This window comes from Trujillonella humicola, assembly GCF_046233715.1.
Classification (GTDB): domain Bacteria; phylum Actinomycetota; class Actinomycetes; order Mycobacteriales; family Geodermatophilaceae; genus Trujillonella; species Trujillonella humicola.
In genome coordinates this window covers 1-25274 of sequence record NZ_JBJNRJ010000068.1, presented here as the reverse complement: position 1 = coordinate 25274, position 25274 = coordinate 1, and the positions used below count along the sequence as shown (strand labels likewise).

The window sequence follows — 25274 nt, the reverse complement described above, 5'->3', positions numbered from 1 at the left end:
GCCACTGTGGGGGGTCCGCAGGGGGTGCGCGGGGGATGCGCAGCCCCGCAGGTCACAGCCGTCCCAGGGCGTCGGGGGGCGCCCCCCCCCCCGGGGGGGGGGGGGGCCCCCCCCCCCCCCTCGCCGGGTTGAGACCGGCGAGGGGCGCCGGAGTCATCGGCGGGTGGCGCCGCCCTCGGGGTGGGCCGGCCGGTCGGTGGTGAGGTCGGGAGCCAGCTTCTCGGCCTTCGCCCGCAGCTCCTGGGCGGCCGTGGCGTGCTCGTTCGCCGAGGCGGCGCGCTGGGCGGCCTCCTGCTCGGCCAGCCGGGTGCGCTCCTCCACCTCGGCGCGCTCGCGGCGGGCCCGGGCGGCCTGCTCCTCGGCCAGCGCCTGCTCGCGCTCGGCCTGCACGCCGCGCAGCTGCGCCTCCTGCAGGTGCTCGCGCGCCTGCTCCCTCTTGCGGGTCGCCCCGATGCGGTTGCGCTTGGCCAGCGCCAGCGCCAGCGCGGCCAGCAGCAGCACGGCGACCACGACGATCAGCACGATGACCCAGGTGTCCACGAGGTTCCTCCTCCAGGAGCAGCGAGGACGTGGAGATGCCCGCACTCCCGGCGGGATAACCGCGGGCGGCTCGCTCCTCCCGCCGGCGGGCCGGCCCGCGCACTACTGCAGCGCGCTCCCGGCCCGCCACTCGTCCCAGGAGAGCGTCCAGTCGTAGATGTCGCCGTCGGCCGGGCCCAGCGGCGGCCCGATCGAGTTCCTGATCTCGACGATGTCGCCGGGCTGGGAGAAGTCGAAGAACCAGGCGGCCCGCTCGGTCGACATGTTGATGCAGCCGTGCGAGACGTTGGCGTTGCCCTGCTCCGCCACCGACCAGGGCGCCGCGTGCACGAACTCGCCGTTGTTCGAGATGCGGACGGCGTACTCCACCGGTGTCCGGTAGCCGCCGGGGCTGTCGACGGGGACGCCGTAGGTGCTCGAGTCCATGACCCGGTTGCGGTCGAGCCCGGTGACCACGTGCACGCCGTTGTGGCTGGGGTTGTCGTCGCTGCCGGCGCTGATCGGGTAGGTCTGCACCAGCCGGCCGTTCTCGAAGACCTGCATGGTGTGCGTCCCGGCGTCGGCGATCGACACGTGCTCGTCGCCGACGCGGAAGGAGACCGTGCGGTCCTTCTCGCCCCAGACGCCGTCGCCGAAGGAGACGCCGTACAGGTCGGCGTCCAGCGTGACGTCGGTGTGGGCCGGCCAGTACGTGGAGGGCCGGAAGTGCACCTCGGTGTCGCTCAGCCAGCTCCAGATGCCGTCGGTCGGGTTCGAGGTCTCCACCAGCAGGTGCCGCTCGACGGCGGCCCGGTCGGCGACCGGCTGGTCGAAGTAGACCCGGATCGGCATCCCGACGCCCACGGTCTGGCCGTCGAGCGGCCCGATGCTCGGCGTGGACACCTCCGCGGGCGTCACCGTGGTGAAGGTGGACGACGCCTCGACGGTCTGCGCGCCGGAGCCTGCGGCGCTCGCGGTGAGCGTGTAGGTGGCGCCGTAGGCCAGCTCGACCTCCGGCGTCCAGACGTCGACGTCCGGGTCGGCCGGCGAGTCCGCGACGCTGCCCGGAACCGGGACGCCGGCCTCGTCGGTCAGGGCGACCTCGCCGAGCTCGCCGTCGGTGACGGAGATCTCCAAGGGGACGACGGGTGAGACGTCAACGCTGCCGTCGGGGACGCTCAGCACCACCTCGGCAGGGCCGGCCTGCGACGACGGCGCGGCGGAGGACCCGCCGGAGTCCGCGTCGTCCTGGCACCCCGCGAGCAGGAGCAACGCTCCCGCGATGGCCACAGCGGCTGTCCGTCGCACCCGGTCGGCTCCTCTTCCGTCCCCGCGGCCCGCCCCCGCGGCCGCCGGAGCCAGGGTGCCACGGCGCAGCGACAGGGCGGTGGCGCCGGCGCTCGTGGTCCCCCCGGCAGCGACCGGCACGGCGCTGGTATCGTTTCCCCTCGTTGCCCGGGCGACCGGACGGCACGCGCCATTAGCTCAATTGGCAGAGCAGCTGACTCTTAATCAGCGGGTTCGGGGTTCGAGTCCCTGATGGCGCACCACACAACAGCCCGCTGACCAGCGGGTTCGTTCGACAGGACAAGATCATTCGGGGCTCCGGCCGGCCAGCTGTCCGCAAACAGTCCGCAAGAATCCGCGAGGAATGGCGTTCAGTGCTCCCGTGGGGCGCCTGCTCCGGGCCACCCGCCGGCGCGTCATCCGGTGATCCATCGCACGTGGAGGTCGCTCCGCGACGGGCCCCAGACCTGGGTCGGCCCCTTGCCCGCTGGCTCACGCGTCGCTTGCCACTGCGCGCTTGCGTTGCGCGGCGATCCAGGCAATGAGGTCGTCGCGGCGGTAGAGGACGCGGCGGCCGAGACGGAAGCTGCGGGGACCGGTATTGCAGTGCCGCCAGTACCGAAGCGTGCCGACGGGTGTGCGCAGCACTTCGGCGGCCTCGACGATGGTGAGCAGGTCGGTCTCGTGGCCGACGGTGTGGTCGGGCATGGCTGCCTCCCTGGCAGGTCACGTGGATGGTCCGACACCGATAGAAGGCGTCCGTCCCACGCCATTGCTGACACCCATCGACCAGCTTCTGGTCCGACCTGCTGTTTCTCTCCGGTAAGTCTCCTGTTGGCCTCCAGCCGGGCTGCCGCCGATCAGCGCCCGATGCCCTGGCCGGGGGTGCGGTGTGAGGTGAGGTAGCGCAGATGGTCCGGGCGCGGATGGTGCACGCTCGGGTTGGCCCCGGCCATCGGCTGCGGAGTCGTCTGGGCCGCGCTTGGGATGGCGTCGCGGCCGGCGCGCCAGGCCGCGCACTCCTGCTGGAGGCGCTCGGGCGGCTGCGCGAGCAGGACCGGTTCGGTCTGCAGCGTGGCGATGCGCGCCCGGACGTCGGTTAGCTGCTGGCGGGTGGCGGCCAGCGACCGCTCAGCGTCGGCCAACCGTTGGGCGAAGTCATCCTGGCCCGGCGTTGGGTAGCGGTTGTCGTGGTCGTACCGGGCCCAGTCCAGCTCGCGCTGGGCGGTGTGGTGGGTCCGACCGGCAGCCTCGGCGGTGGCGGTCAGTGCCGCGTGCTCGGGGTGAGCGGCTTCGGCGGCGCGGCGAGCCGCGGCGTCCAGCGCCGCCCGGACGGTGTCCGGGTCATCGGGCCTGGCGGCGACCCGGACCAGCCGGGCGGTGTCGGCGGGCAGGCCCAGGTGCCGTGCCCAGGTGGCGTGCCAGCCGGTGAGCTGCTCGCCGGCGCGGACCACTGCGCCGCGGCGCAGCCCCAGCCGGCCGGAGCCGTCGAGGACCACCCGGGCTGCCTGCCGGGCGGCCTCCCGCTCGGCGTTCCACCGGTTGAGGAGGACGTCGCGGATCCGGTCGGCGTCGGCGGCGATGCGGGAGCCGCTGGCCTCGGCCCGCTGCCGAGCGGTAGCGGCGTCGGTCGCGGCCTGCGCGGAAATGACCGCCATGCAGGAGAGCCGCTGGGTGCTTTCGGCGTGCCGGGCGACGGTCGCGCGGAGGGCTTCGCGTTGCAGCTGCTGGCGGGTGAGCAAGTCGGCACAGCGCTGCTGCTCGGTCCACGCGGCGCGCAGCTCGGCGAGGAGGTCGTCCAGCGGCCGCGGTGCGGCGTAACGGGCCGCCTCGGCCGCTGCCCGCCGGGAGGCGTGGGCGGGGCCAAGGTCGGCACGGTCGCGGGCGAACACCGCGATCCACTGGTCCCGCGCATCGTTGACATCGCCGGCGACGAGGTGGGCGGTGTTCGCGGTGCGGCCGCGGGTCATCCCCACGTAGGCCGACGCCGCCCCGGTGTGCTCCCCGACCACGACATGGGCGGCAGTCGCCGTGTCGCCCTGCGCGCCGTACGCCGTGCTCGCGTACGCGAGCTCCACATGCGCGGTGACGTAGTCGGCGGGCAGCACCCGCCGACCCGAGGCCGGGGTGACAGATGCACGCACACCCCCGGCCGGGCTGACATCGTCCGGGGTGACAAGGAGGTCGCCCCGCGAGCCCACGACGGCGACGACCCAGGTGTCGCGATTGGCCACGTCGAGGTCGGGGTCGTTGCGGCGGGTGACGATCCGGTCCCCGACGCCGACCCGCTCCCCCGACGCGGTGACGAACGCGTGCACGTCGTCGACCCGGCCGGCGGCCACCAGACGGTCGCGGATGGCGGCGTTGAGTTCGGCGACCTGCTCGCGGGTGTCGGCGACCACCGCCGGCCGCTGGCCCGCGGCGTACGACGCCGCAGCTGTAGCAGCCAGCGCCTCCCGCAGCGCGTCCGGATCGGGGTGCAGCCGGATCTGGCCCCGTTCGAGGAGCGCGTCGAACACCTTCCCGGGTTCGTCCCCGGCGCGCATTGCGAGCGTCAGGTCGGCGTAGCCGACATCGGGCACGGTGCGGCCGTCGGGGCCGGTGCGGGTGAAGCGATGCAGCCCCTGCAGGGTCTGATGGGCGTCGGCGTCGACCCGGCCGACGGCGAGGTCGAGCACGCCGCCGCGGCCCACAGCGGCAAGCTGGTGCCGGTCGCCGAGCAGCGCGACGCGCACCCGGCACTCGTCGGCGACGGTCAGCAGGGCGCGGGCGGTGTCCTGGTCGAGCATGCCCGCCTCGTCGCAGACCAGCAGGTCGCCGCGCCGCAGCCGCGCGCCCTCACCGGGACCGGAGTAACCGCGGCCGGTGGCCGGGTCGACCGCGCCGATGGTGAGGCGGGTCCAGCGTCCGTCATCGTCCCACCGCCAGCCGTACTCGAAGGCGAGCTGGGCCGCGGATCCCGCGGCCGTACCGACCTCGGCCCGCGCGATCTTGGCGGCCTTCAGCATCGGGGTGACCACTCGGAGCCGCCGGCCTTGTTCCTCGAGCGCATCGCGGGTGGCGGCCAGCGTGGTGGTCTTGCCCGCGCCGGCGGCGCCCTCGACCACGACCAGCGGCCGGTCGCCGGCGAGCGCGGCGACCGCCTCGGCCTGTCCCGGGTCCAGCCGCCCGGCCTCCGTCGCAAGCTCGACCGGCGGTGTCAGGTCGGACCGCGGGTGTGTCACGCCGGTGTCAGGTGCCCCGGTGCCGTGCCGCGCGGTCAACCGGGCGGTCAGGTCGGCCTCCACCGCAAGGACCGGTGCGGAGGTCCAGGCCCGGATGTGCTCAGGTACCGCGTCCCGCTGGAGGAGCGGCACGCACTGGGCCATGGCGCGAGCGGTGAGGTCCTCGGCCAGCTCGATGCGCACCGCCACCTCGACGACGACTCCTGCCGCGGCGATCAGCCGCTCCGCCTCCCCGCGCACGTCGGCGGCGTTCCAAGCCGAACGGGCGGCGGCCAGCCGGGTCAGCACTCGTGCCGCGAGCGCGTCCCGATCCATGGCCCCGACCGGGGTGGGCGCCAGCACGACGGGCCTCGCGGGGGCGCGGAAGCCGAGTTCGGCAAGGTCGGTCCGCCAGCGCTCGCCGACGTCTGCACCAGGCTGGGGGGTGGCCTTGTCCGGGCGGTCCTCGGCCCAGGCACGGGCGTCCCAGACGCGGCGCAGAGCAGGACCGGGGGTTTCGCCGGGGTGCGCGGCAATCCATTCCCGTTCGTAGCGGTCTACATTTCGCGCGATCTGCGCATGCCGCGCACTGAACGGACCCACGTACTCGGCGAGCTCCAGTATTTCTCCAGTAGCGTCCTTCGTGTAGCCGTGCGCGGCGAACGCGGCGTTCAATTCCTTATCGCAGGCCATCGCCGCGTGCCCGATCCCGTTGATGGCATTCAGGGAATCCCGGATGCCGACGGTGTGCAGGCCCCGCCATTTCCCGGTGGCGAACACCCGGGACAGGAACTGCAGGTGCAGATGCCAGTGCGGGTCGTTCTTGCGGGAGGTGAAGTGCCGCACAGTCGCCGCCTCCAGGACCTCCACCGGCACCTGCACCTGACCGCCGGCCGGCCCGACCCGGGTGGTCGCGTGCTCGGACAGCCAGGCGACGATCTGCTCCGCCGCTCGGTCCTGTGCGGCCTGGTACGCCGCGGCGACGTCCGGGTGCAGAGCCGCCGCCAGTGACCATGTCTTGGGACCGTTGACCACGACCTCCACGAACCGCACTGCATGCGCATCGGAACGCAGTCGTCCCCGCGGCTGACCGGACTCCGGGTCCCGCCCGGCGACCCACGTCTCGTAGGCCTCGCCGGTCAGCGGGCCCAGTTCGGCCACTCGGCCGTCGGTGGCGGTGAACCGTCAGGCGAGCCCGGTTCCCTCGGTGAGGTAGTAGTCGTCCGCCCGGCCCCGGTCGGCCTCCACGTAGCACGGAGCGGCCGACGGCGAGCCGGAGTAGACCTTCATTCCTCCCTGCACTTATCAACGCCACCCAACAACGTCCAACGCGTCACCCCTAGAAATGCCAATGGGCCCCGCGAAGCGGGGCCCGATCTCTCTATCTTGATAGCATACGTGCCGTCGTTCTTGCAGGGCCTTCGGAAGTTCTTTTGAGCCATATCGGGGAGCGCGGCAGCCATTGCTGTCGGAAATTGTTGATGAGCGTTGCCGGTGATGTAGACGGAGGTAGGGCCAAGGCCGGGCCCTGTTCGCGACGCCGGATCCGCGATGATGGTCCCGTGCATGTGGACGAGGCGGACCGTGTCTACCGCGAGCTCAGAGAGGCGGCGGCCGGCCCGCCGGAGACGTACGCGCGGGTGCTGGAGCGGGCGCTCGCGGTCTGCGAGGCCGACCCGGCCGCCGGTGGGTACCTCGACGCTCTGGAGCTGCATGACGAGCTCGCCGAGGCCTACGACCAGCTGGGCCGGGTGGAGGACGCGCTGAGGCATGCGGACGTGCTGGCCGACCAGGGCTACGAGAGCAAACCGGATCCACGCTGCCGGCGAGCCGAGATCCTGACCCGCCACGGGCGGCTAGCGGAGGCAGCGGCGATCTGGGACGAGGTCGCCCGCGATACGCCGGACGACGTGTGGCTCTACAACAACGCCGGGCTGGAGTACGGGGCGATCGGCGAGCATGAAATCGCGCTGGCGTGGCTGACGAAGGGCTTGGAGCTGGCGGTGCGCACCGGGGACCCGGAGCGACTGGTGGACCAGCTGCGGGATCTGCGGGCAGACAGTCTGACCGCGCTGGGCCGGGCACCGGACTGGCTGCAGACCGCCGAGCCCCGGCCCGTGGCGCCCACGCCAGCACCCCGACCGGGCCTGGCCCACGCGCCGACGCAAATTGCGCGCGGCCGAGGCGATCAGCCGCCGGTGGCCTGGGCGTGGCTGCCCGCCGACGAGTACCCGCACCTGGAGCAGCACTGGCCCGACATCGCCGACGCTTCGATTGTCCGCGACGAAAGTGGCGGCCTCGTCGGCCATGCGACCTACTGCCGCCGGATGGAGGGACGGCTGCGCGCACGGTCGGAGGCCGGGATGACCGCGATCCGCATCGCGCCGATTCGTTGGGCGGAGTACACGGCGTGGCGCAAGGAGAACCGCGAGGACGGCGATCCGGCGGATCTGCGCGCCCGTTACGCCGCCGACCTGTGTGCCGACTCGTCGCGGGTCGTCACCTGGCCGCCCGCCCGCAACGAGCCCTGCTGGTGCGGCTCCGGGCGCAAGTACAAGAAGTGCTGCGGTGTGCCGGACCCGGACGGGGCGCGGTGAGGACTACCCGGCTGCGAGTGACCCTGCGCGAGGTCGAACCGAAGGTGCAGCGGGTGATCGACGTTCCGACCGCAATCACCCTCGACGAGCTGCACGACGTGCTGCAAGTCGCCTTGGGCTGGACCGACTTGCACCTGCACCAGTACCGCACCGACTCGGCCGTCTACTCGATCGCGAGCGAGGGCTGGGACGACGGAAGCGACACCGACGAGCAGGGCGTGCGGCTGTCCGCGCTTCCCCCGCGCTTCGACTACCTCTACGACTTCGGTGACGGGTGGACCCACGACGTCGAGGTGCTCGGTTCCGGCGAAGACGCCCCGGGCTGCGTCGACGGCGAGGGCACCTGCCCGCCGGAGGACTGCGGCGGCCCGCATGGCTACGCCGAGCTGCTGGCGTCGCTGGCCGATCCGCGACACCCGGAACACCAGGCGATGCGTGACTGGGTCGGCGACCGGCTGCACGCATTCGACCGGCAGGCGACCGACCGGCGGGTGCGGAACGCGGTGGGCGAGGTCCCGGAGAGCGTCCGGCTGCTGCTCGGCCTACTGGCCGACGGCGTCAAGCTGACCCCGGGTGGGCGACTGCCGCGGGTGGTCGTGCGCGCCGTCCAGCAGCATCGCCCGGACTGGTATCTGCTGGGCCGGCCGGCGTCGATCGAGGAGGACCTGCTCCCGCTTGCCGCGCTGCACGACATCCTGCGCCACGTCGGCCTGCTGCGGCTGAGCCGCGGCGTGCTCCGCCCGACCAAGGCAGCCGACGACGAAGTCGAGACGGTCCGCCGGCTGCGGACCTGGTTCCCGCCGCGAGGGTTCTCGACGATGGTCGCCGAGCGCGCGGTGGCTCTGGTCGCCGCGCGGGGACCGCTGACGACCGGCGATCTGGCCGCCAAGGTGTTCTCACTGCTCGGCCACGGTTGGCGGCGCGGGAACGACCCGATCACGGTCGCCGACGTCGACCGCGAGCTGTACCGCCTGGAGAACCAGCTGGCGGCGCTGGACCTGCTCGCCACCACTCGGTTGGCGTGGACCGCCGGACCGTCGGCCCACTCCCTGCTGCCCGGCGCAACCCTTCTGGCCGACCTCGTCTGAAGGGTTGTTCCCAACAGGGGAGCAGGCCGGCTTCGAAGCAGGGTAATCCCGCATCCGGCGGGACCGGTCTTGGGGACCGAGTGGTGGTGGGCGTGAAATCGCACAGCCGGATGTCACGCCGAGGCCCGGCTGACGTGAAATGTCCAGGTCACACTGTGCATCGGCTAGCCGCCGAAGAAGGCCCTTCGGTTCAGGGTGGACCGATGACGTGGGCTACGAGGGCGGCAATACGGGTGCGGTCGCGCATGCTGTTTGTCGCGCGGACCAGGCCGGGACTGCCGGGACGGCCGAAGTGCCGGCGCAGCACGGCCGCCGCCTCGGCGGCCGTGGGCCCGGTCGGCCAGTTGGCGGCCGTGATGCCAGCGGCGTACGCCGCCTCCAGGAGGCGCCACAGATCGACGGCGTCGCGCTCGGTGAAGCGCCCGGCGTAAGCGTAGGCCTTTAAGCAGATGGCGGAGACGACGTCCGGCAGCATCAAGGTCGTGATCACGGTGTGACCGGAGGTGAGGGTCACCTCGACGGTGACGGGGGTGCCGTCGCGGGCCAGCGCCAGGTTCAGGCCGGGCACCTCGTCGACGACCAGTTCGCCGTGCGGCTGGTTGGGCTGAAGACGGCCGACGTAGGACGGGGCCAGCACGTCGATGACGAGATCCCAGATCGGCGCTGCGCGTCCGGTGGTCGATGGCAGCGTGTGCGTGCGGAGGAAACGGTTGCCGGACTGCTGCCGGTACCCGCGCTCACGCAGCGCGGCGAGCAGCCGCGGGTCGGCGACCACCGGGTATTCCGCGCCGAAGTCCGCGTCGGCGGTCTCGCGGGCCGGCACCAGTCCACCAACGCCGTGCACGGCGACGAGCAGGGTGACGGCGTTGCCGCCGACGAGCCGGTAGGGCACGTCAAGCTCGGCGGCGATCGCGGCCAGGTCCGCCGCGGCGAGGAACGCCGCATCGCTGGCGCGGCCGACCGACGCCAGGATCAGCTGCGATCCCCCGCCGGTCACCGCGACGCGGCGGCCGCCGCCCGGGCCTTCAGCACCCGCCGCAGAGCGGTGACGGCCTGGTCGACGTCCGCACCCGGGGCGCGGGCCACGTCCCAGAGCAGCTGGAGGGGATCGGCCAGCGGCAGGTCGGCCTCGGCGGTCGTTCCTGGCGCAGGCCAAACACCGGGATCGGCCGGCACGATCAGCTCGAGGGTGGCCTCCCCGGCACCCGACGGCGTCAACCCGGCCACGGTCAGCTCGTCGTGCACGGGTCGGCCGGACGGATCGGCGTAGACGACGGCCCGGCCGGGTCGCCGCCAGGGCGCGAGCAGGTCGGCGGCGACGTCGCCGGAGACCGCGGCCGGCATGCCGACGGCGCTCAGAGCCGCAACGGCTGCCCGGGCCTGCTCGGGAACGGCCGCCAGTCCGTACCAGTACGTGGGGATGCCGCCGGGGCCCGGGTAGTTCGCCAGCCACCAGTCGACCAGCGCGTCCCAGTCCGCGGGGGCCCAGCGGGACCGGCCGGCGTCGGCCGTGCGCCGCACGAGTCCGTCGGCGACGAGCCCCGACAGCGCCTGGGACACCCGCGCTTGGGACACCGCGGCCGACCGTCCCAGGTCGACCTGGGTGGCCGGGCCGGCGGTGAGCAGCCGGCGGACGACGGTAAGCGTGCCCCACGGTCGCCGACCGGGTCGGCTCGACGGCTGCCCCGCGTCCGGGCGCGATAGGTCGGCGCCCAGTTCGACGGTCCGGTCGGGCAGCACGATCCGTCCGGTGACCGCAGACGTGCCGGTCGGGTCGGCCACCAATACCGAGATGCCGGCCGCGGTGGCCGCGTCCAGGGCAGCCGGACTGGCCGAGGGGACCACCAGCAGCAGCGCCCCCCGCGCCGGCGAACCGTGCACCAAGTGGTTGCGGACATGGCTGGGCGACAGCGCCGTGGGCCGGCGTTCCACGACCGCGGTGACGGCCACCGCACTCCCCTCGGCGGCCACGAGTTCCACCTCGGCCGGCCCCGTCGGCCGGACGGTGACCCCGGACTGGAGGAGTGCCGCCCAGGCATCCGTAGGTATAAGCATTACCAGCTCCTTCCTGATAACGCTTATAGCATGCGGGGGCTCGCAGCCGACTCCTATGGCGGCGTGCCCACCCATCCTTCCCAGACCATCGGTCAGCGCGGTAGCCGCCGCGCCGCTGTGCATCCCGAGACTCGGGCTGCGGCACCGGCCAGGCGAGGGTGCGGGCCCGGGGCGCGATGACCGTCGTGAAGATCGAAGTGAGGGCAGCAGCTTGCTGCACTATTGGCCCGATCGATGCCGGCTACGCGACGAGGCCGATCCGTGCCGAGCCATGTCTCGACGACGAGCCCGGATACCTTCTACCGGGGCAAGGAGATGGAGTGACAGGCGAAATCGAACTGGTCAGCGATGGCGATGGTCTCGTGGTAGCCGGTGAGCGGTCAGCTGTCGAACGGTTCCTCGAGCATGCAGGCCTCCTGTCGAGCGCTGGTGAGCTGGAGCTGAGCAAGCTCACAACGGTGCTAAAGGCATCGGGAGAGGCCGCGAAGACTGCTTCCGACATCGCAGAGCAGTCGGCGCTCTACCTGAAGTTGACGCCCGAGTCGGCGAAACGGCTCAAGGACGCCGGCGGACTGATGAAGACCAAGACCGAGGGGATCAGCCACGCCATGCTCGGCGACCCGGGCAAGGTCAACAAGTGGCTCCAGGTCGAGGATGGCCCGGCCTCCCTGCTGACGAATACATCACCTACCGTCTGACCTTGCATCTCGTCGAGATATCGCTTGTACTGCGGGACGCCGCCTTCCTTCGCAGGCCAATAGATGCGACCCTCCATGTCCAACTCGTCGAGTCGCTCAATTCCGAACTTCCAGTGCATCCCCTTCGGCGTCGGATCTATACCACGCCAAGGCATCCCCGACGAACCCCGACGAGTTCCGGCCGCCATAAGATCGCTGCGCCGATGAATGCGTCCATCTGCATCCTTGTAGCGGTACTTATCCCCTAAGTACTTTTGGTCGTAAGGCCGGAACTGCGGATTCCATATGTGGTTCTCCGACTTCGAGAAGCACAGGATCGAGTCATGGATGGTGCCGAAGTCCTTGGTGTCCGCGTGCGCCGTCGTCCGCTGCCAGATGATCTCGGCGCGAAAGTTGTCGGGGCCGAAGATCTCATCGAGCAGCACCCGGGCGAGGTGGCTGACGTTCGGGGCTAGGTGCAGGAACAGCGAGCCACGGTCGCTGAGCAGCTCCCGGATCAGCACCAGTCGCTGGTAGAGCATTTGCAGGTAGCTGTCGACGCCCTTGCCCCAGGTGTCGCGATAGGCCTTCTCCTCGATGACCGACGAAAGCTTGGCAAGGTCCTGGTCGGCCGCGGCGCCGCCGTCGCCGACCGCGATCCGCACCTTGTAGTCCTGCCGGGAGTCGAACGGGGGGTCGATGTAGACCAGGTCGACCTGCCCGGCCAGCTCGTCGGCCAGCGAGGCGAGCACGTGCAGGTTGTCGCCCCAGATGAGCCGGTTGCGCCAGCCGTTCCCGCCGTCGTCCCCGCTGGACTCGAACAGCGTCCCGCGGTCGGCCCTCGGGCTGTTGACCGTCTCGACGGTCTGCAGCGGTAGCCACAGCCGCGGCACCTCCGCGGTCTTGCCGTCCCACTCCAGCCGGATCGCACCCATCGTGCGCGGCCCCCTCTCCTCGCCGTACGCCATCCTCCCCCACAGCGTTCCGCGCCCCGGTGCCACGACCCGCGCGCGCCTCTTACGGTGACCAGGTGCGCAGACCACGGACCGCGGACGACATCGAGGAGCTGTACGCGCGAGCCCGGACGCCGGAGGAGCGCCGCGCCACGCGCAGCGGCTCACCGCCTGGACCGAGGAGCCCGACGCGCCAACGGCGGATGTCTCCTCGGCCCTGCTGCTCGTCAGCGCCGGCGAGCACCTGACCGCGGCCGGCGACCACCGCGAAGCACTGGACTGCTTCCACCGCGCTGTCGAGGCCGGGCAGGACGTACCGCCCGACGTCCGCTGCTACCTGCACGGCGGCCTGCTGCGGGCCGGCGACCTCGACGCCGCCCGCGACCTGGCCGACGAGCTGCGCCGCGAGCGACCGATCGACGGCGACGTCTACCTGCTCATCGGCGAGAACTACGCGTCGATCGGCGACCTCCGCACGGCGCACCGCTGGCTCACCATGGGCGTGCAGCGCGCGGTGAACGACGTCGAGGACGGCGACGACCTCGACCCGCGGAGGACGCCGTGGGACTGATGGCGGTGCGGCTGCGCGTCCGCCACGCGCTCGACCTCCCGCTCGACGAGTACGACCGGGTGGTCGCCTCAGCCTTGCTCGCCACTCGGGAGAGGTCAGGCTGACCGGCGGCGGGCACCCCGGACCCCGCGCTCGTCCGCACCGGGCTCGACGCCCGGCACCGTGCACCGGCCGCTCGACGGGAACAGCCGGGCGCTGATCGCCCCGGCCGAGGGGAACTCGTCGCCGTACTCATCGCTACGGTGCGCCCGGATCTCGCGGACGGTCAGGAAGGCACCGTCGGGCAGCCCCTCGAAGGCGGACGCGATGTGCGCACCGATGTCCCGCCGCCCACTGCCGGCCCTGCGAGGCGCCACGACGTCGTGTTCGACCGGGCGGGGAACCGGTGCCGCGTCGGGATCGGTGGGCCTAGCATCCAGCAGTGCCACCAAGCGGTCGCGCATGCGGGACCTGCGCTGTTCGTAGAACTCGGCGAAACCGGTGACAGCCTCCGGAACGTCGCCCAGGTCGTTGCGGCTGACGTAGCCCGCCCGCGCCTCGGGGTTGGGGTATGCCTCCGTCATCCACGCCTTCGGCAGCTTTGCCCGCTTGTCGACGTTCTCGGCTCCCTCGAGCAGCTGCAGGTTCGCCAGCCGGTTCGCCCGATCGATCAGCGTGTCCACCTCGTCGGCCTCGATGCCGGCCCCCCGGAGACGGGCGGCGGTGAACCTGCTCTTGGGAAAGACGTGGTCGATGTGGAAGGTCCCCCGCACATCGACGCCGGGGTACAGGAGGGCGAGCAGTGGATAGGCCCGAGTGCCGTAGCGGGTGTCGAGCAGGTCCTCGATCTGGGCAGTGTCGAAGCGCAGTGACTTGCCCTGCCTGGCCATCTCGCGCTCCAGCGCCTGGCGCGGGAAGCCACCGCGCGCCTCGACGTCCAGGACGCCGCGCAACCCGCTCAGCAGCGTGTCGAGACCGCTGCCCCAGATCCCGCTCTGCACGAGGGAGCGCATGAGCCAGGTGCGCATCTCCTCGCGGTCCGCCGCGTGTTGCGCCGACGACAAGTAGCTCTCGTCCAGGTTCCGAAGGTGCAGGTAGTGGGCCACGGGGATGAGCACGCTGTCGGCCTGCAACGTGGTCGACGAGAAGCCGAAGAAGCTCAGCGTGAGAGCCGCCAGGCGCAGGGAACGATCGATGCCGTCCCAGGCCTCCTCCATCTCGAGCATGGTCTGCCGATCGAAGTTGGCGACGTTGAAGCGGATGTCCCCCTTGCCCAGCAGCACCAACCCGGCCTTGAGCACGAGGTCCTTGCTGAACGCGAAGCCCTCTCCGGTCTCGTTGAGGTCGTCGACGAGCTGGTGGATGACCTCGCGCGCATCCCGCTCCCGCCACTGGGCGGTGGCCACGCTCAGCAGCAGGTCGCTGTAGCTGAGCGCCACCGCCTTGCTGTTGACCCGGATGAAAATGCGCAGCACCTTCTCCAGCTCCTGCGCCGACTCCTCGAAGTAGTTGATCGTGGGCTGGACGTGGACGACCTCGTACAACTTGAACAGCATCTGACCGGCGGCCGGCGGCAGCTGCTCAGTCGCGACGAACGAGAAGACGTCCTGCCCGCCGGTCATCGCGCGAATCCGGGACACCTCGAACCACCACTCGCCGTCATCCGAGGCTGCCACCTCCGACGGGGACAGGAAGCGGAAGCGGTATGCGAGGTCCATCTCGGCATCGGCCGGCGGAGCGAGCAGGTCGAGGTACAGCTTCTTGACCGGATACGCGGCCGGGTTGCTCGCCCGCAGCCGCGGCAGCTTCTCGGCGTGCGAGCCCCGCAGCCCGATGTTGAGCGCGGTGAGCCGCTGCTGCCCATCGAGGATCGCGGTGACCGACTTCCCCTTCTCCACGTCAAGCACGGGGCAGTGCGGCGAGTTGCGCTGATGGTAGGTGCGCACAAAGTCGTAGAAGGTCAGCGATCCGACGGTGTCGCCGTCGACCTTCCAGAACAGCAGCGAACCCACCGGGTAACCGCGCATCAGGCTGTCGAAGAGCGTGCAGATGCGGTCGGCGCCCCACACGAACTCGCGCTGAATGGCCGGCAGCACGTACTCGTGCCGGTGCATCCGCTCCAGCGCCGTCGCGATCGTGATGGGCGTCTGGAACGGCATGCTGAACTCCCCCGATCGACAGGCTCAAGACAGCGTTCGATGCTGGCCACCGTGTTCTCGGTGATCCTGCCGCACAGGGCACGGGTCGGCCCGTCCACCCATCCGGCAGGGCACGGCAACGTTGGAGCCTGCTGCTGGCGACCTCGAAGCCAGCTGCCAGGGACGCCCGGGCAGGCCGTGTAGGGGCGGTTCCAGACCGAGCGCCAGAGTGCACTGACCCGACACGCAGCTCCAATCCCCCAACCTGCGCATGGGTCGTGTAGAACTGAAGTTGCAGCGACGCCTGTTGCTGGTAGGTGAAGTGGAGGTGTTGTTGTGACCCCGTCTGGATGGGCCGTGGAGCGCTTCGGTGACGCCGTTGGCTCGCTGCAGAAGGCCGTGGTGGCCGCGATCGCGGAGGCCCATGGGGACGCCGTCGCGGCCCAGGCAGTCAGCGGCACGCGCAAGCGGGACCCGTATGGGCACACGCTGAAGAACCGACAGCACGAGTGCCTGGTGGCCCAGGTGCGAGATGGCGCCATTCCCGGCGCCGAGGTCGTTCACCCTCGGGGTGCGTCGTTCGACCTGGTCAGGATTCCGGCCACCAACGTAGTTCTGTTTCCTTGGCGGTACGCCACTGACAGTCAATCCCAGCGGGAGGAAGCCCGGATGCAGCCGTCGGGCATCCGACGCGACCTCCTCGCCGGCGACATTGTGGGAGGAGGCCAGCTGAGCCTGGACCACGCGGCCGTGGAGGACGAGGACCTGGAGGCGCAGTTGGCCGAGGAGGAGGCCTTGGCCGCCGAGCTGCGCAGCTTCCACCGGGTGGTCACCATCGGCTACGCCAGCAACCCGGCCGGCATCCTCGACCTCGGGTGGGGCGATGCCGAGCTCATCGGCGACGACGGAACGGTGACCTGGCGGTGGTGGGAACCGCTGACGGCACTGCTGGCCGCTGGCCGCGTTAGCGATGACCGCCAATCCGGGGCGCCCTCCGCTGGGCTACGAGCGGCACCCGACGCGGCAAGCACCTCCCCTGCTGCACAGCGAAAGCCGCGGTTCGACGATGCTCCACTCGACGAGGACTTCGGTCTGCAGCCTCGCAACCCGCTGGCCGGTGAACCGCAGCAAGAGACCGGCCAGAAGCCCGGTGAGACTGGCACCGGAGACGACCGGCCGTGAGTCGGCGCCGTCTCCACCCTGTGCCCGGGGAGGGCCTACCGCTGATCGAGGGGGAGGTGCTCACCTCGGTGGCAGCCGCCTTCGACCCCGGTCGGCTGCGGCAGGCCCGCTATCTGGCGGAGCGGACCAAGCGGGCGATCGCCGACCAGATCGGGGTGTCCCCAGCGGCGGTCGGGCAGTGGGAGTCCGGAGCAACCGCACCACGCCCCGACCACATCAGGCGGCTGGCAGACCTGCTGGAGGTTCCACCGTCCTTCTTCGCCGCCGGACGCCGCTACGTCCGACTGGATGCCGCCAACGCTCACTTCCGCAGCCTGCGTTCCACCCCGGCCGCGCTGCGCGCCAAGGCGATCGCGTTCACCGAGCAGGTCTGGGAGCTAGCGCACGCCCTGGAGGTGCGGGTGCAGCTGCCCGCCGTGGACTTGCCCGGGTTCGCCGGCGGCGAGGTCCATCCCGGCGACTACGCCGCCGACCCTGCGGCTGCAGCCGCAGAGCTACGCCGGCAGTGGCAGCTCGGCGACCGGCCCATCCCGCACCTCGTGCACACCATGGAGCGCCACGGGCTGATCGTCACGTACCTCCCGTTCGCCAAGGCCGTGAGCAAGACGATCGACGCCTTCTCCACCTCGCACCTGCCGCGCCCGGTGGTCATGCTCACACCGGACCGTTCCACGGACGTCTACAGGCACCGCTTCACCGCAGCCCACGAGCTCGGCCATCTCATGCTGCACGGCGACACTGCTCCCGGTGATCCTGTGCAGGAGAAGGAGGCCGATCGGTTCGCTGCCGAACTGCTGACGCCACGCGCCGCGATCGTCCCCCAGTTGCCAACCCGCCTTGACCTGCAGGCCCTCGAGCGGCTTGGCCAGACCTGGGGAGTAGCCGTCGAAACCCTCGTCTACCGCTGCCACGAGATCGGCACGATCTCCGATGCCACTTACCGGCGTGCCTTCCAGCGCCTCAACCAGCTGCGCCACCTCGGCCTGTTTGCCCGAGAACCGGTGACTGGCTACCCCGGCGAGCTGCCCACCCTGCTCGGCAAGGCCTTCGCCGTGGCTGAGGAACACGGCCTGACCCTGCCGAAGCTCGCCGACGAACTGAAGATCACCCTGCCGCGACTTCGGGAGCTACTCGGACAGCCCGACACCCGACCGGAACTGCATCTGCTCTGACCCTCTGGTGACCGGTCACCACAGCGGGCTCACCGTGGCGCCGATGATGCGGGTGCGGGCGTCGATGGCGTGACCGTCGCAAAGGTCGAGCCGGTCGCCATCGGCGTCGATGACGCGGTGGGTGACCGGCTCGGCGCACGGCTCGGCAAGTCGGTCGTGGAACCACCGGCGGAGGCAGCCGGGGGCGGTGCACCAGCAACGCCCCGCGGTGGACCGCAGCGTCGCGCCGTGCTCGGGGCAGGCGCCCCAGGACACCGAGCAGGCGTCAGCCCGCCGGGCGGCCAGTCGGATGAGTTCGTCGGCGGTGTCGAGCAGCTCGTCGGTGGCGCTGTGCAGACCTCCGGCGGCGACGTCCAGCCGCCAGCCGGCGCGCCGCCGGGCCGGATCGGGGTCGGCGGCGCGTGCCAGATCGGCCTCGCGAAGCTGGTGGTACAGGTCGCCTGCCGCGACGGCCAGTTACCGCGCCCGGGCAGGTGTCATCCACGGGCCGCGCGTGGCCCCGTTCCGAGAGCTGTCGATGGCGTCGTTCATCGGGTGTCCTCTCGGGCCGGGCGGATTTCACGGCGTTCGGAACCGGCCGTTCGGCTGCACCGCCGGGGTGGCAGCGCGGAGCCGGTCGCCCCGTGCAGCGGTGGACGTGCCATGGCATGACAGTGGGCCTTCTCGGTGCCGCCGGATCGCTTCGTCGGTAAGGCTGTGGACGACTCGTTCGTCGTCCACAGCCACCTGGACACGATGTCCCGCTCCGGGAGTGCACGACCGGCTGGAGGAATGCCCGCGGCCGGACTTTTCCTGCGGACCCCGGGGTGGCGTCCCGCCCTCCTGACCGCATCCCACAACCCGCCTCCCGCCGGCTGGCGCAGGTCGGGGGAAGGGTGGGCCGCAGGCCCATCGCGAAGCGACGCGGAGCGCCCTTCCGGCGACCAAGGCAGCCGGCATCCTGGTCGGGGGTGGGAAGCGGCCGGGCGTCGCGATGCCCGCTGGTGGGCGTCATCCCGCCGGGCCGCCGGCCGAGCGACCGGTGGGCAGCGCCGCCACGGTCGCTGACGGGCGACGCGTCGATGCCTCGGCGGCACGCGCCGCGTCCATCGCGTCGGCGACCTCGTCGAGCTGGTCGTTCAGCAGATGGCCGTACAGGTCCAGGGTCATCGTCGCCGACTGGTGGCCGAGCATGGTCTGTACCACCTTGACGTTCGCGCCGCTGGCGATGGCCAGCGAGGCGGCGGTGTGCCGCAGCGCGTGCGGGGTGAGCCCGTCCAGGCCCGCGGCGCGGACGGCGGGGTCGAAGCTCATCCGGCGGAAGTTGCGCAGGTGCAGCACGCCGCCCTTCTCCGCGGCGAAGACGAAGTCGCCGGGCAGCTTGTCCGCGACGTGGACGGCGAGCTCCTCGGCCAGGAACCGCGGAATGGGAACCTGCCGGCGCTGGTGGGTTTTCGGCGTGCCGAACACCGCGCGGCCGTTGACGTCGGCGACCGCCTCGGCGATCAGCGCGCGGCGGCGCAGCAGGTTGAGGTTGCGCACCCGCAGGGCCGCCATCTCGCCGTAGCGCACGCCGGTGTAGGCCAGGAACAGGATGGCGAGCCGATCCCGGCCGGCGGCCGCGGCCAGGTCGTCGACCTGAGCGTAGGTGAGGAAGATCTGCTCGCCGCGCACCCTGCGCGGTAGCGGCACGCCGACCGCCGGGTTGCGGGCCAGCCGGCCGTCGCGCACCGCCAGGCCCAGGATCAGCGACAGCACCCGGTGGGCGTGGCGCACGGTCGAGGGACTCTTGCCGGAGCGCGAGAGCTGGGCCACCCAGGCGGCGACGCCCTGGTGGGTGATGTCGCCGAGCCGCACCGGGCCCCAGGTCGGCAGGATGTGCACCCGCAGCGAGACCTCGTAGCAGCGGTGGGTCGTCGGCTTGAGGTCGACCTTGCTGTCCAGCCACTGGCCGGCCCACTCGGTGACGGTGACCCGGGTTCGCTTGGGGTCGACGTAGGCGCCGGTGAGCACCGAGGTGGTGACCGAGTCCAACCACGCCTGCGCGTCGGCCTTCTTGTCGAAGTGCCGGGCGTGCTCCTTGCCCGCCGCGTCGCGGTAGCGGGGCCGCCACTGCCCGTTGGGCCGGCGGGCGATGCTGACCACCGTCAGGCCCCCACGACGCTGCCGCAGGCGCCCGCCGCCGCCTGCCCATCGGAGCCATCAGCGGGGCGAACAATTGCAGCTGTCCGCAGGGAGTCCGCAGCAGAGCCGATTCCAGCCATTTCTAGCCGACGCCTGCCAATTGCTACCAACATTCTCGTCACCACCTCGCGGCAGACGTTACCGCAGGTCAGCGGCGTGGAACAGCCCGCTGAGCAGCGACGACGCGGCGCTGGGAATGGACTAGGATTGGCCCGAAATTGCGACTCTTAATCAGCGGGTTCGGGGTTCGAGTCCCTGATGGCGCACCCCACAAGCTCTGACCAGCACGCCTCGCTCGCGGGCTCTCGTCGGGTGTTCACCTCTCACCATCGACTCACCACATGGTCGCCAGCTACATCGCGACGGAGCGTCGTCACGTCGCCCTGAAGGCGGCCTCTGGGACACAGCCGCACGAGTCGGGACGTTGTGCGCTGATGTGCAACTTCCGGCTCGAGGACTTCCCACCTGCGCACACTGTTGCCTCTGAAACGTGTGCGGCGTCATCCGGGCGAAGCCAGCGCGGTCCAGCACGTCACGCATGGCACGGGCAGCGTTGCGTCGGTCCCGGCGTCCACTAGCGCCTCGCTGATGCGCGCGATGCGCGCAGCGGTTCCCTCGATCCGGTGACCGCCTCCCCCCGCGACAGCCGGGTCCCGGCGAAGCCGGGCACGATCCACGCCATGTGGAGACTGGTCGCCGTCCTGGCCGTGGTCGCCGTGGTGTGGAAGCTCATCGAGACCCTGGCTCTGGTCGCCGTGGTCGTGGGCTCCGTGTACGTCGTGGGAAACGTCGTTCTCCGGCTGTCCGAGCGGCGGCCGGTCCTACTGGGTGGGCCGGACGCCGACCTGGTGCCGTGCTGCGACTACCGGGACCACGAGGGGGAGGCGGCCGTCTGCGGCTGCGTCAACCACCCCCGGAGCCACGTCCACCCCTTCGGAGAGAAGCCTTGGCACCTGTAGGCCATCGCTTCCGGCTGCGGTCCTGGGGCCGGAACGGTGCGGCTGATCGCTGACCGTCCCGGGGGATCGGTCGCCGGACCCCGCACCTGCCCCCTGCCCCGGGGTCGATCCCTGCCCCCTGCCCCTGTGCTGCCCCCTGACGCGACGGCGGCCCCACCCCGGCAACTCAGGACCCACCCGCGACCAGGCCGCACACGGCGCGGCGCGACCTGGACACGGCGGCACCGACGACGGCGAGACCAGGGCAGGCCAGGGACGGCGACGACCGGCCGCGCTGGGAGGTGGCGGCCAGGACGACTGTGGGCGGGCGGGAGCCACCGCCCCGGCCCACCGCGTCGGCACGATCCGACCGCACCGTGCGGCTCTCCGGGATCGCTCCCTGCGTTGCCGGTGCTGCAGAACCGGCAACGTGCGGGAACCACCCGCAGCGTGGAGCAGTCCTGGCCGCGCGCAGATGAGAGCCGTCTCATGGCGGTCTCAGCTGCCGCTCACAGCGGCTGGGCACAACGGGTCGTGTCCGCGCCATGCCTGCGACCGTTGGAGAACTCGTGCTCATCATCCGATCCCGAACCGCTCTGCTGATCGGAGCGTCCGCGCTCGTCCTCGCCGCCTGCGGCGGTGACGACGGTGGCGGCGGCACCGGCGGAGGGGGCGAGCTGCCGCAGACGACCGACGGCACGCAGCCGGCTCCCGGGTCACCGGAGCAGCCGGCCCCCGGCACCGGCACGCAGGACGACGACGCAGCCGGTGGGGACGCCGCCGGTGGGGACGCCGCCGGTGGGGACGCCGCGGGACTGCCCCCGCGGCCGCAGCCCGGCAGCTGCGTCGACATCCCGGTCCCCGACGACGGGGTCTACACGGTCTACGACGCCGGCACGGCGGTCGTGCGGTTCGAGGACGGCCGGCTCGTGCTCGGCGAGGTCCGCGCGGCGGAGGGCTGGACCGCGCGCGTCGACGACGAGGAGCCGGACGAGGTGGAGATCGACTTCCGGCGCAGCGCCGACGAGGTCCTCGACCTCGAGGTCGAGATCGACGACGGCCGGGTCGAGGCAGAGATCTGCAACGACGACGACTGACCGATGCGTGGGGGCGCCGTCGGCGCCCCCACCCGCTCCCGGCGCGGGCCCGGGGGGCCCGGTTCAGAGGAGCGACGGCCTCGGCGACGGACGCCCCGCGAGTTCGGCGAGACTCGCCGGCGGGATCACGCAGCCCTGCAGACAGTCGATCTCCACCGGCCGGTCCCCCGCCCACCCGACCGCGGCCGCGTCGCCACAGCCGGGACACCGCTCCCACGTGATCCGCTCGCTCATCGACGTCCTCCCTCGGGCCGCTGCTGGGCCGAGCAGACGGTCCCTCTGCGCAACGGACGGCGGGAGGGCCCTTGGTCCCTCGCCCTCGGTGCGGTCGACCCGGTGCCGGTGGTCCCGCAGGCGGGCGCCACCACCGCACCGCCTCGTTCCGCCACCAGCGGCGGGCGGTTGATCCTCCCGGCGCCGGTCGGCCGGCGTCCGGACGCCGATCCCCTCGTCGGCCCCCACGACCCCTCCTCCACGCGTCCGGCAGCGTGTCGACGCTCACACGGGAAGCCATTCGGGTCCAGGTCCCGGACCTGCCCGGGCGTGCGACCCTGGGCCGCGTGCGTGCTCACGGCGGAGGCCCCGGCGGGCGGTGGGTGACCGCCGCCCTGCTGCTCGGCCTGTTCAGCACGGCCTTCCCGATGACGATCCTCACCATCGCGGTGCAGCCGATCGCCGAGGACCTCGACACGCTGCCCTCGACGGTCGTCTGGGTCACCACCGCCCCGCTGCTGGCCGCCGCCGTCACCACCCCCCTGTTCGGCCGGCTCGGCGACCTGCACGGCCACCGCCGGGTGTACCTGGCCGGCATCGTCGTGGCGACCGTCTTCGCCGCCGCGAGCGCCCTGGCCTGGGACGCGACCAGCCTCATCGCCGCGCGGACCCTGTCGCAGACCGGCGCGGCGGCCACCGTCCCGACCGCCGTCGCCCTGCTGTTCCGGGCGAGCCCGCCGGGACGGCAGATGCGCGCCGGCGCGCGGGTCGGCGCCGTCACCTCGGCGGCCGCGGTCATCGGGGTGGTGGCCGGTGGCCCGCTGGTCGACCTCGTCGGCTGGCGGGTGATCTTCGCCGGCCAGGTCGCGCTGTGCGTCGTCGCGCTGGTCCTGTCGCTGCTGGCGGTGCCGGCCGACGAGAAGCGCACCCCCGGCTCCCTCGACGTCCCCGGCGCGCTCCTGCTGGCGGGCACGACGCTCGCGCTCACCTTCGGCGTGAACCGGCTCGCCGTGTGGGGGTGGTCCCCGCTGCCTCTCGCGTGCCTGGCCGCCGTCCCGCTCGGCGCCTGGGCGCTGGTCCGCGTGGAGCGTCGGGCTGCCTCGCCGCTGCTGCCGGTGCGCGTGCTCGGCGCGCGCAACGTCCGGGTGGTGACGGGCGCCAGCCTGCTGCTCGGGGCCGGCTACATGGGCAACTTCGTGGTCACCCCGCTGTTCCTGCAGGGCGTCGTGGGGCTGACCGCCGCGGTCACCTCGCTGCTCACGGTGCCCCGGGCGCTGTCGATCCTGCTGGCCGCCCCGACGGCGGGCCGGTGGGGTGCGCGGTTCGGCGAGCGGCGCGTCGTCCTCGTGGCGTGCGCGGCCTTCGCGGCGGCGCTGGCCGCGATGGCCGTGGGCGCGTGGGTGACCTCGCTGGTGGTGGTGGCCCTGGCCATCGCGCTGAGCGGTTACGCGCACGGGCACGTCGCCCCCGGCCTGCTCGCGGCGCAGGGCGCGGCGGTCGACGCCCGCGACGTCGGCCTGGCCGCCTCCCTGCAGCAGACCGGATTCCAGGTCGGGGCGGTCATCGGCATCGGCCTGTTCACCGCGCTGGCCGGCGACGCGACGACGGCCGGACCGTTCGCACTGGTCTTCCTGCTGACGGCGGCCTGCGCGCTGGTCGCGGCGCTGCTGCTGGTCCGCATGCAGGACACCCGGACGCCGGCGCCGGCGCTCCCCCGCGTCCCCGACCGCATCCCCGACGGGATCGACGCCTGAGGCGGGCGGGCGCGTGCGGCACGATGCCGCCGTGTCCCAGCCCGCAGCCGTCCTGCCGCACGAGGTCGTCGTCGAGGGCGCACCCGTCCGCTACGGGGTGACCGGTAGCGGTGGACGCGCCCTGGTGCTCGTGCACGGCTCCGGCGCGCACCACGTGTGGTGGCACGCCGTCGTCCCGCTGCTCGCCGACCGCTGGCGGGTGGTCACCCTCGACCTCAGCGGCCACGGCGACAGCGGGCACCGCGCGGAGTACGCCGGCGCGCAGTGGGCGCGGGAGGTCCTGGCGGTGGCCGCAGCGGCCGGCGCCGACCGGCCCGTGGTGGTCGGCCACAGCCTCGGCGGCCGGGTCGCCGTCCTCGCCGGCGGTCTGCACCCCGACCGGGTCGCCGGCCTGGTGCTGCTCGACTGCGGGATCCTGGTGCCGGACACGCTGCGCGGACGCTCCCTGCCCCCACCGCGGCCCCCGAAGGTCTACCCGACCCGTGAGGCGGCGGTCGCCGCCTTCCGCCTCGCCCCACCGCAGCCCGACCCGCCGGCGCACCTCGTGCGGCCGGTCGCCGAGTACTCGGTGCGCGCCGTCGACGGCGGCTGGACCTGGAAGCACGGGGGCCAGCGGTTCCCCACCCTCTACGACGAGCACACGATGCGCGCGGCCACGACGCTGACCGTGCCCGTCGGCTACCTCTCCGGCGGCGAGAGCCTCGTGGTGGACGACGCCAAGGCCGCGGAGGTCGCGGGGATGCTGCCCGGCGTCCGCGCCGTCCGGGTGCCCGGGCTGCACCACCACCTGGTCCTGGAGGACCCGCAGACCTGCGCCCGGCTCGTCGACGAGCTGGCCCCCGCCGGCGGCTGACCGGCGGCTCGTTGCCACAACCGCGGGGGTCGCGCCACTCCGGCACGACGTGATGTACCTCCCCGCGGCGGAACTCGTGGCAGACCGTGCCTTTCTTGTACGGTTCAAGAAAAGCCGGTTGACCATCCCAACGAGCGGAGACATCCCCCCGTGGCCCTCATCAACACCGAGATCAAGCCGTTCGCGGCCACCGCGTTCCACAACGGCGCGTTCGTCGACGTCTCCGACGCCGACCTGCGTGGCCGCTGGTCCGTCGTCTTCTTCTACCCGGCCGACTTCACCTTCGTGTGCCCGACCGAGCTCGGTGACCTGGCCGACCTGTACGAGGACTTCCGCGCCCTCGGGGTGGAGATCTACTCCGTCTCCACCGACACCCACTTCACCCACAAGGCGTGGCACGAGACCTCGGACACGATCGCGAAGGTCCAGTACCCGATGATCGGGGACCCGACCGGCACGATCACGACCAACTTCGAGGTCATGCGGCCCGGTCAGGGCCTGGCCGACCGCGCCACCTTCCTGATCGACCCCGACGGCGTGATCCAGTTCCTGGAGATCTCCTCCGAGGGCGTCGGCCGCAACGCCGCCGAGCTGCTGCGCAAGGTCAAGGCCGCCCAGTACGTCCGCGAGCACCCGAACGAGGTCTGCCCGGCCAAGTGGGAGGAGGGCGACACCACGCTCGCCCCGAGCCTGGACCTCGTCGGCAAGATCTGACGCCGCCTCCCCGCGCATCCCCGGCGCCGCGGCGTCGGACCCCCGGGGGGGGGGGGGGGGGGGGGGGGGGGGGGGGGGGGGGGCGGGGGCCGGCGCGCGCCGGGCCCCCCCCCGACCCCCC

At 72.3% G+C, this 25274-nt stretch carries 19 protein-coding genes, 1 tRNA gene and 1 pseudogene; 10 read left to right on the top strand and 11 right to left on the bottom strand.

The window, feature by feature from the left end; all coding sequences use genetic code 11:
* Positions 1-153 precede the first annotated feature (153 nt).
* Both ACK586_RS22785 and ACK586_RS22780 read right to left on the bottom strand, forming a co-directional pair.
* Positions 154-540 (bottom strand): hypothetical protein, encoded by a 387-nt coding sequence (locus tag ACK586_RS22785; protein ID WP_409332804.1) that lies wholly within the window; start codon positions 538-540, stop codon positions 154-156.
* A gap of 102 nt (positions 541-642) precedes the next feature.
* The gene (locus ACK586_RS22780) at positions 643-1809 is read right to left on the bottom strand and encodes a L,D-transpeptidase (protein WP_409332803.1); all 1167 of its coding nucleotides are present in this window, start codon (positions 1807-1809) and stop codon (positions 643-645) included.
* A 184-nt stretch (positions 1810-1993) separates the two neighbouring features.
* On the opposite strand from ACK586_RS22780, the gene ACK586_RS22775 reads away from it, so the two are divergent.
* A tRNA-Lys gene (locus ACK586_RS22775) sits at positions 1994-2069 on the top strand.
* Positions 2070-2298: 229 nt separating this feature from the next.
* Here the strand turns inward: ACK586_RS22775 and ACK586_RS22770 are convergent.
* Both ACK586_RS22770 and mobF read right to left on the bottom strand, forming a co-directional pair.
* Complete coding sequence (locus ACK586_RS22770; protein ID WP_409332802.1) at positions 2299-2514, bottom strand: helix-turn-helix transcriptional regulator; 216 nt, start codon at positions 2512-2514, stop codon at positions 2299-2301.
* Between the two features lie 152 nt (positions 2515-2666).
* A pseudogene (gene mobF / locus ACK586_RS22765) lies at positions 2667-6299 on the bottom strand (MobF family relaxase).
* 272 nt (positions 6300-6571) lie between these two features.
* Between mobF and ACK586_RS22760 the strand changes: the two are divergent.
* Together ACK586_RS22760 and ACK586_RS22755 are read left to right on the top strand one after the other, a co-directional pair.
* Entirely contained in the window at positions 6572-7606 is a 1035-nt protein-coding gene (locus tag ACK586_RS22760; protein ID WP_409332801.1) for an SEC-C metal-binding domain-containing protein, read from the top strand.
* Positions 7543-8694 carry a plasmid pRiA4b ORF-3 family protein gene (locus tag ACK586_RS22755; RefSeq protein WP_409332800.1) on the top strand — a complete coding sequence of 384 codons (1152 nt, stop codon included), beginning with the start codon at positions 7543-7545 and terminating at the stop codon, positions 8692-8694. Before ACK586_RS22760 ends, ACK586_RS22755 begins: the two co-directional genes overlap by 64 nt.
* A gap of 190 nt (positions 8695-8884) precedes the next feature.
* Here the strand turns inward: ACK586_RS22755 and ACK586_RS22750 are convergent, their stop codons facing one another.
* The 5 genes from ACK586_RS22750 to ACK586_RS22730 form a co-directional block, all read right to left on the bottom strand.
* Complete coding sequence (locus ACK586_RS22750) at positions 8885-9691, bottom strand: hypothetical protein (RefSeq protein WP_409332799.1); 807 nt, start codon at positions 9689-9691, stop codon at positions 8885-8887.
* Complete coding sequence (locus ACK586_RS22745; protein ID WP_409332798.1) at positions 9688-10749, bottom strand: MarR family transcriptional regulator; 1062 nt, start codon at positions 10747-10749, stop codon at positions 9688-9690. The genes ACK586_RS22750 and ACK586_RS22745 overlap by 4 nt, the downstream gene beginning before the upstream one ends.
* A 520-nt stretch (positions 10750-11269) precedes the next feature.
* Positions 11270-12394, bottom strand: a complete 1125-nt coding sequence (locus ACK586_RS22740) for a site-specific DNA-methyltransferase (protein ID WP_409332797.1) — start codon at positions 12392-12394, stop codon at positions 11270-11272.
* 49 nt (positions 12395-12443) lie between these two features.
* Positions 12444-12863 carry a hypothetical protein gene (locus ACK586_RS22735; protein WP_409332796.1) on the bottom strand — a complete coding sequence of 140 codons (420 nt, stop codon included), beginning with the start codon at positions 12861-12863 and terminating at the stop codon, positions 12444-12446.
* 182 nt (positions 12864-13045) lie between these two features.
* Positions 13046-15088 carry a DUF262 domain-containing protein gene (locus ACK586_RS22730; RefSeq protein WP_409332795.1) on the bottom strand — a complete coding sequence of 681 codons (2043 nt, stop codon included), beginning with the start codon at positions 15086-15088 and terminating at the stop codon, positions 13046-13048.
* Between the two features lie 336 nt (positions 15089-15424).
* Here ACK586_RS22730 and ACK586_RS22725 point away from each other — a divergent pair, with 336 nt between their 5' ends.
* Both ACK586_RS22725 and ACK586_RS22720 read left to right on the top strand, forming a co-directional pair.
* Complete coding sequence (locus ACK586_RS22725; RefSeq protein ID WP_409332794.1) at positions 15425-16249, top strand: hypothetical protein; 825 nt, start codon at positions 15425-15427, stop codon at positions 16247-16249.
* Between the two features lie 68 nt (positions 16250-16317).
* The gene (locus tag ACK586_RS22720) at positions 16318-17421 is read left to right on the top strand and encodes a helix-turn-helix domain-containing protein (RefSeq protein ID WP_409332793.1); all 1104 of its coding nucleotides are present in this window, start codon (positions 16318-16320) and stop codon (positions 17419-17421) included.
* Positions 17422-17436: 15 nt separating this feature from the next.
* Here ACK586_RS22720 and ACK586_RS22715 read toward each other — a convergent pair whose 3' ends face one another.
* Positions 17437-17676 (bottom strand): hypothetical protein, encoded by a 240-nt coding sequence (locus tag ACK586_RS22715; protein WP_409332792.1) that lies wholly within the window; start codon positions 17674-17676, stop codon positions 17437-17439.
* Between the two features lie 735 nt (positions 17677-18411).
* Positions 18412-19545, bottom strand: coding sequence for a tyrosine-type recombinase/integrase (locus tag ACK586_RS22710; protein WP_409332791.1), 1134 nt, complete (start codon positions 19543-19545; stop codon positions 18412-18414).
* Positions 19546-20207: 662 nt separating this feature from the next.
* Between ACK586_RS22710 and ACK586_RS22705 the strand changes: the two genes are divergently transcribed.
* From ACK586_RS22705 to ahpC, 5 genes are all read left to right on the top strand, one after another.
* Positions 20208-20543, top strand: a complete 336-nt coding sequence (locus ACK586_RS22705; protein ID WP_409332790.1) for a hypothetical protein — start codon at positions 20208-20210, stop codon at positions 20541-20543.
* Positions 20544-21091: 548 nt separating this feature from the next.
* A complete protein-coding gene (locus tag ACK586_RS22700) occupies positions 21092-21619 on the top strand; it encodes a hypothetical protein (protein WP_409332789.1) in 528 nt (175 codons plus the stop codon).
* A gap of 560 nt (positions 21620-22179) precedes the next feature.
* A complete protein-coding gene (locus tag ACK586_RS22695; protein ID WP_409332788.1) occupies positions 22180-23586 on the top strand; it encodes an MFS transporter in 1407 nt (468 codons plus the stop codon).
* Positions 23587-23617: 31 nt separating this feature from the next.
* Positions 23618-24439: an alpha/beta fold hydrolase gene (locus tag ACK586_RS22690; RefSeq protein ID WP_409332787.1), complete on the top strand. Its 822-nt coding sequence runs from the start codon at positions 23618-23620 to the stop codon at positions 24437-24439.
* Between the two features lie 150 nt (positions 24440-24589).
* Entirely contained in the window at positions 24590-25153 is a 564-nt protein-coding gene (gene ahpC / locus ACK586_RS22685) for an alkyl hydroperoxide reductase subunit C (protein ID WP_409332786.1), read from the top strand.
* The last annotated feature ends 121 nt before the right edge of the window (positions 25154-25274 follow it).

Coding starts and splice junctions, on each gene's coding strand:
- ACK586_RS22770 (WP_409332802.1), bottom strand. CDS start 2,514: ATGCCCGACCACACCGTCGGCCACGAGACCGACCTGCTCACCATCGTC.
- ACK586_RS22745 (WP_409332798.1), bottom strand. CDS start 10,749: ATGCTTATACCTACGGATGCCTGGGCGGCACTCCTCCAGTCCGGGGTC.
- ACK586_RS22740 (WP_409332797.1), bottom strand. CDS start 12,394: ATGGCGTACGGCGAGGAGAGGGGGCCGCGCACGATGGGTGCGATCCGG.
- ACK586_RS22730 (WP_409332795.1), bottom strand. CDS start 15,088: ATGCCGTTCCAGACGCCCATCACGATCGCGACGGCGCTGGAGCGGATG.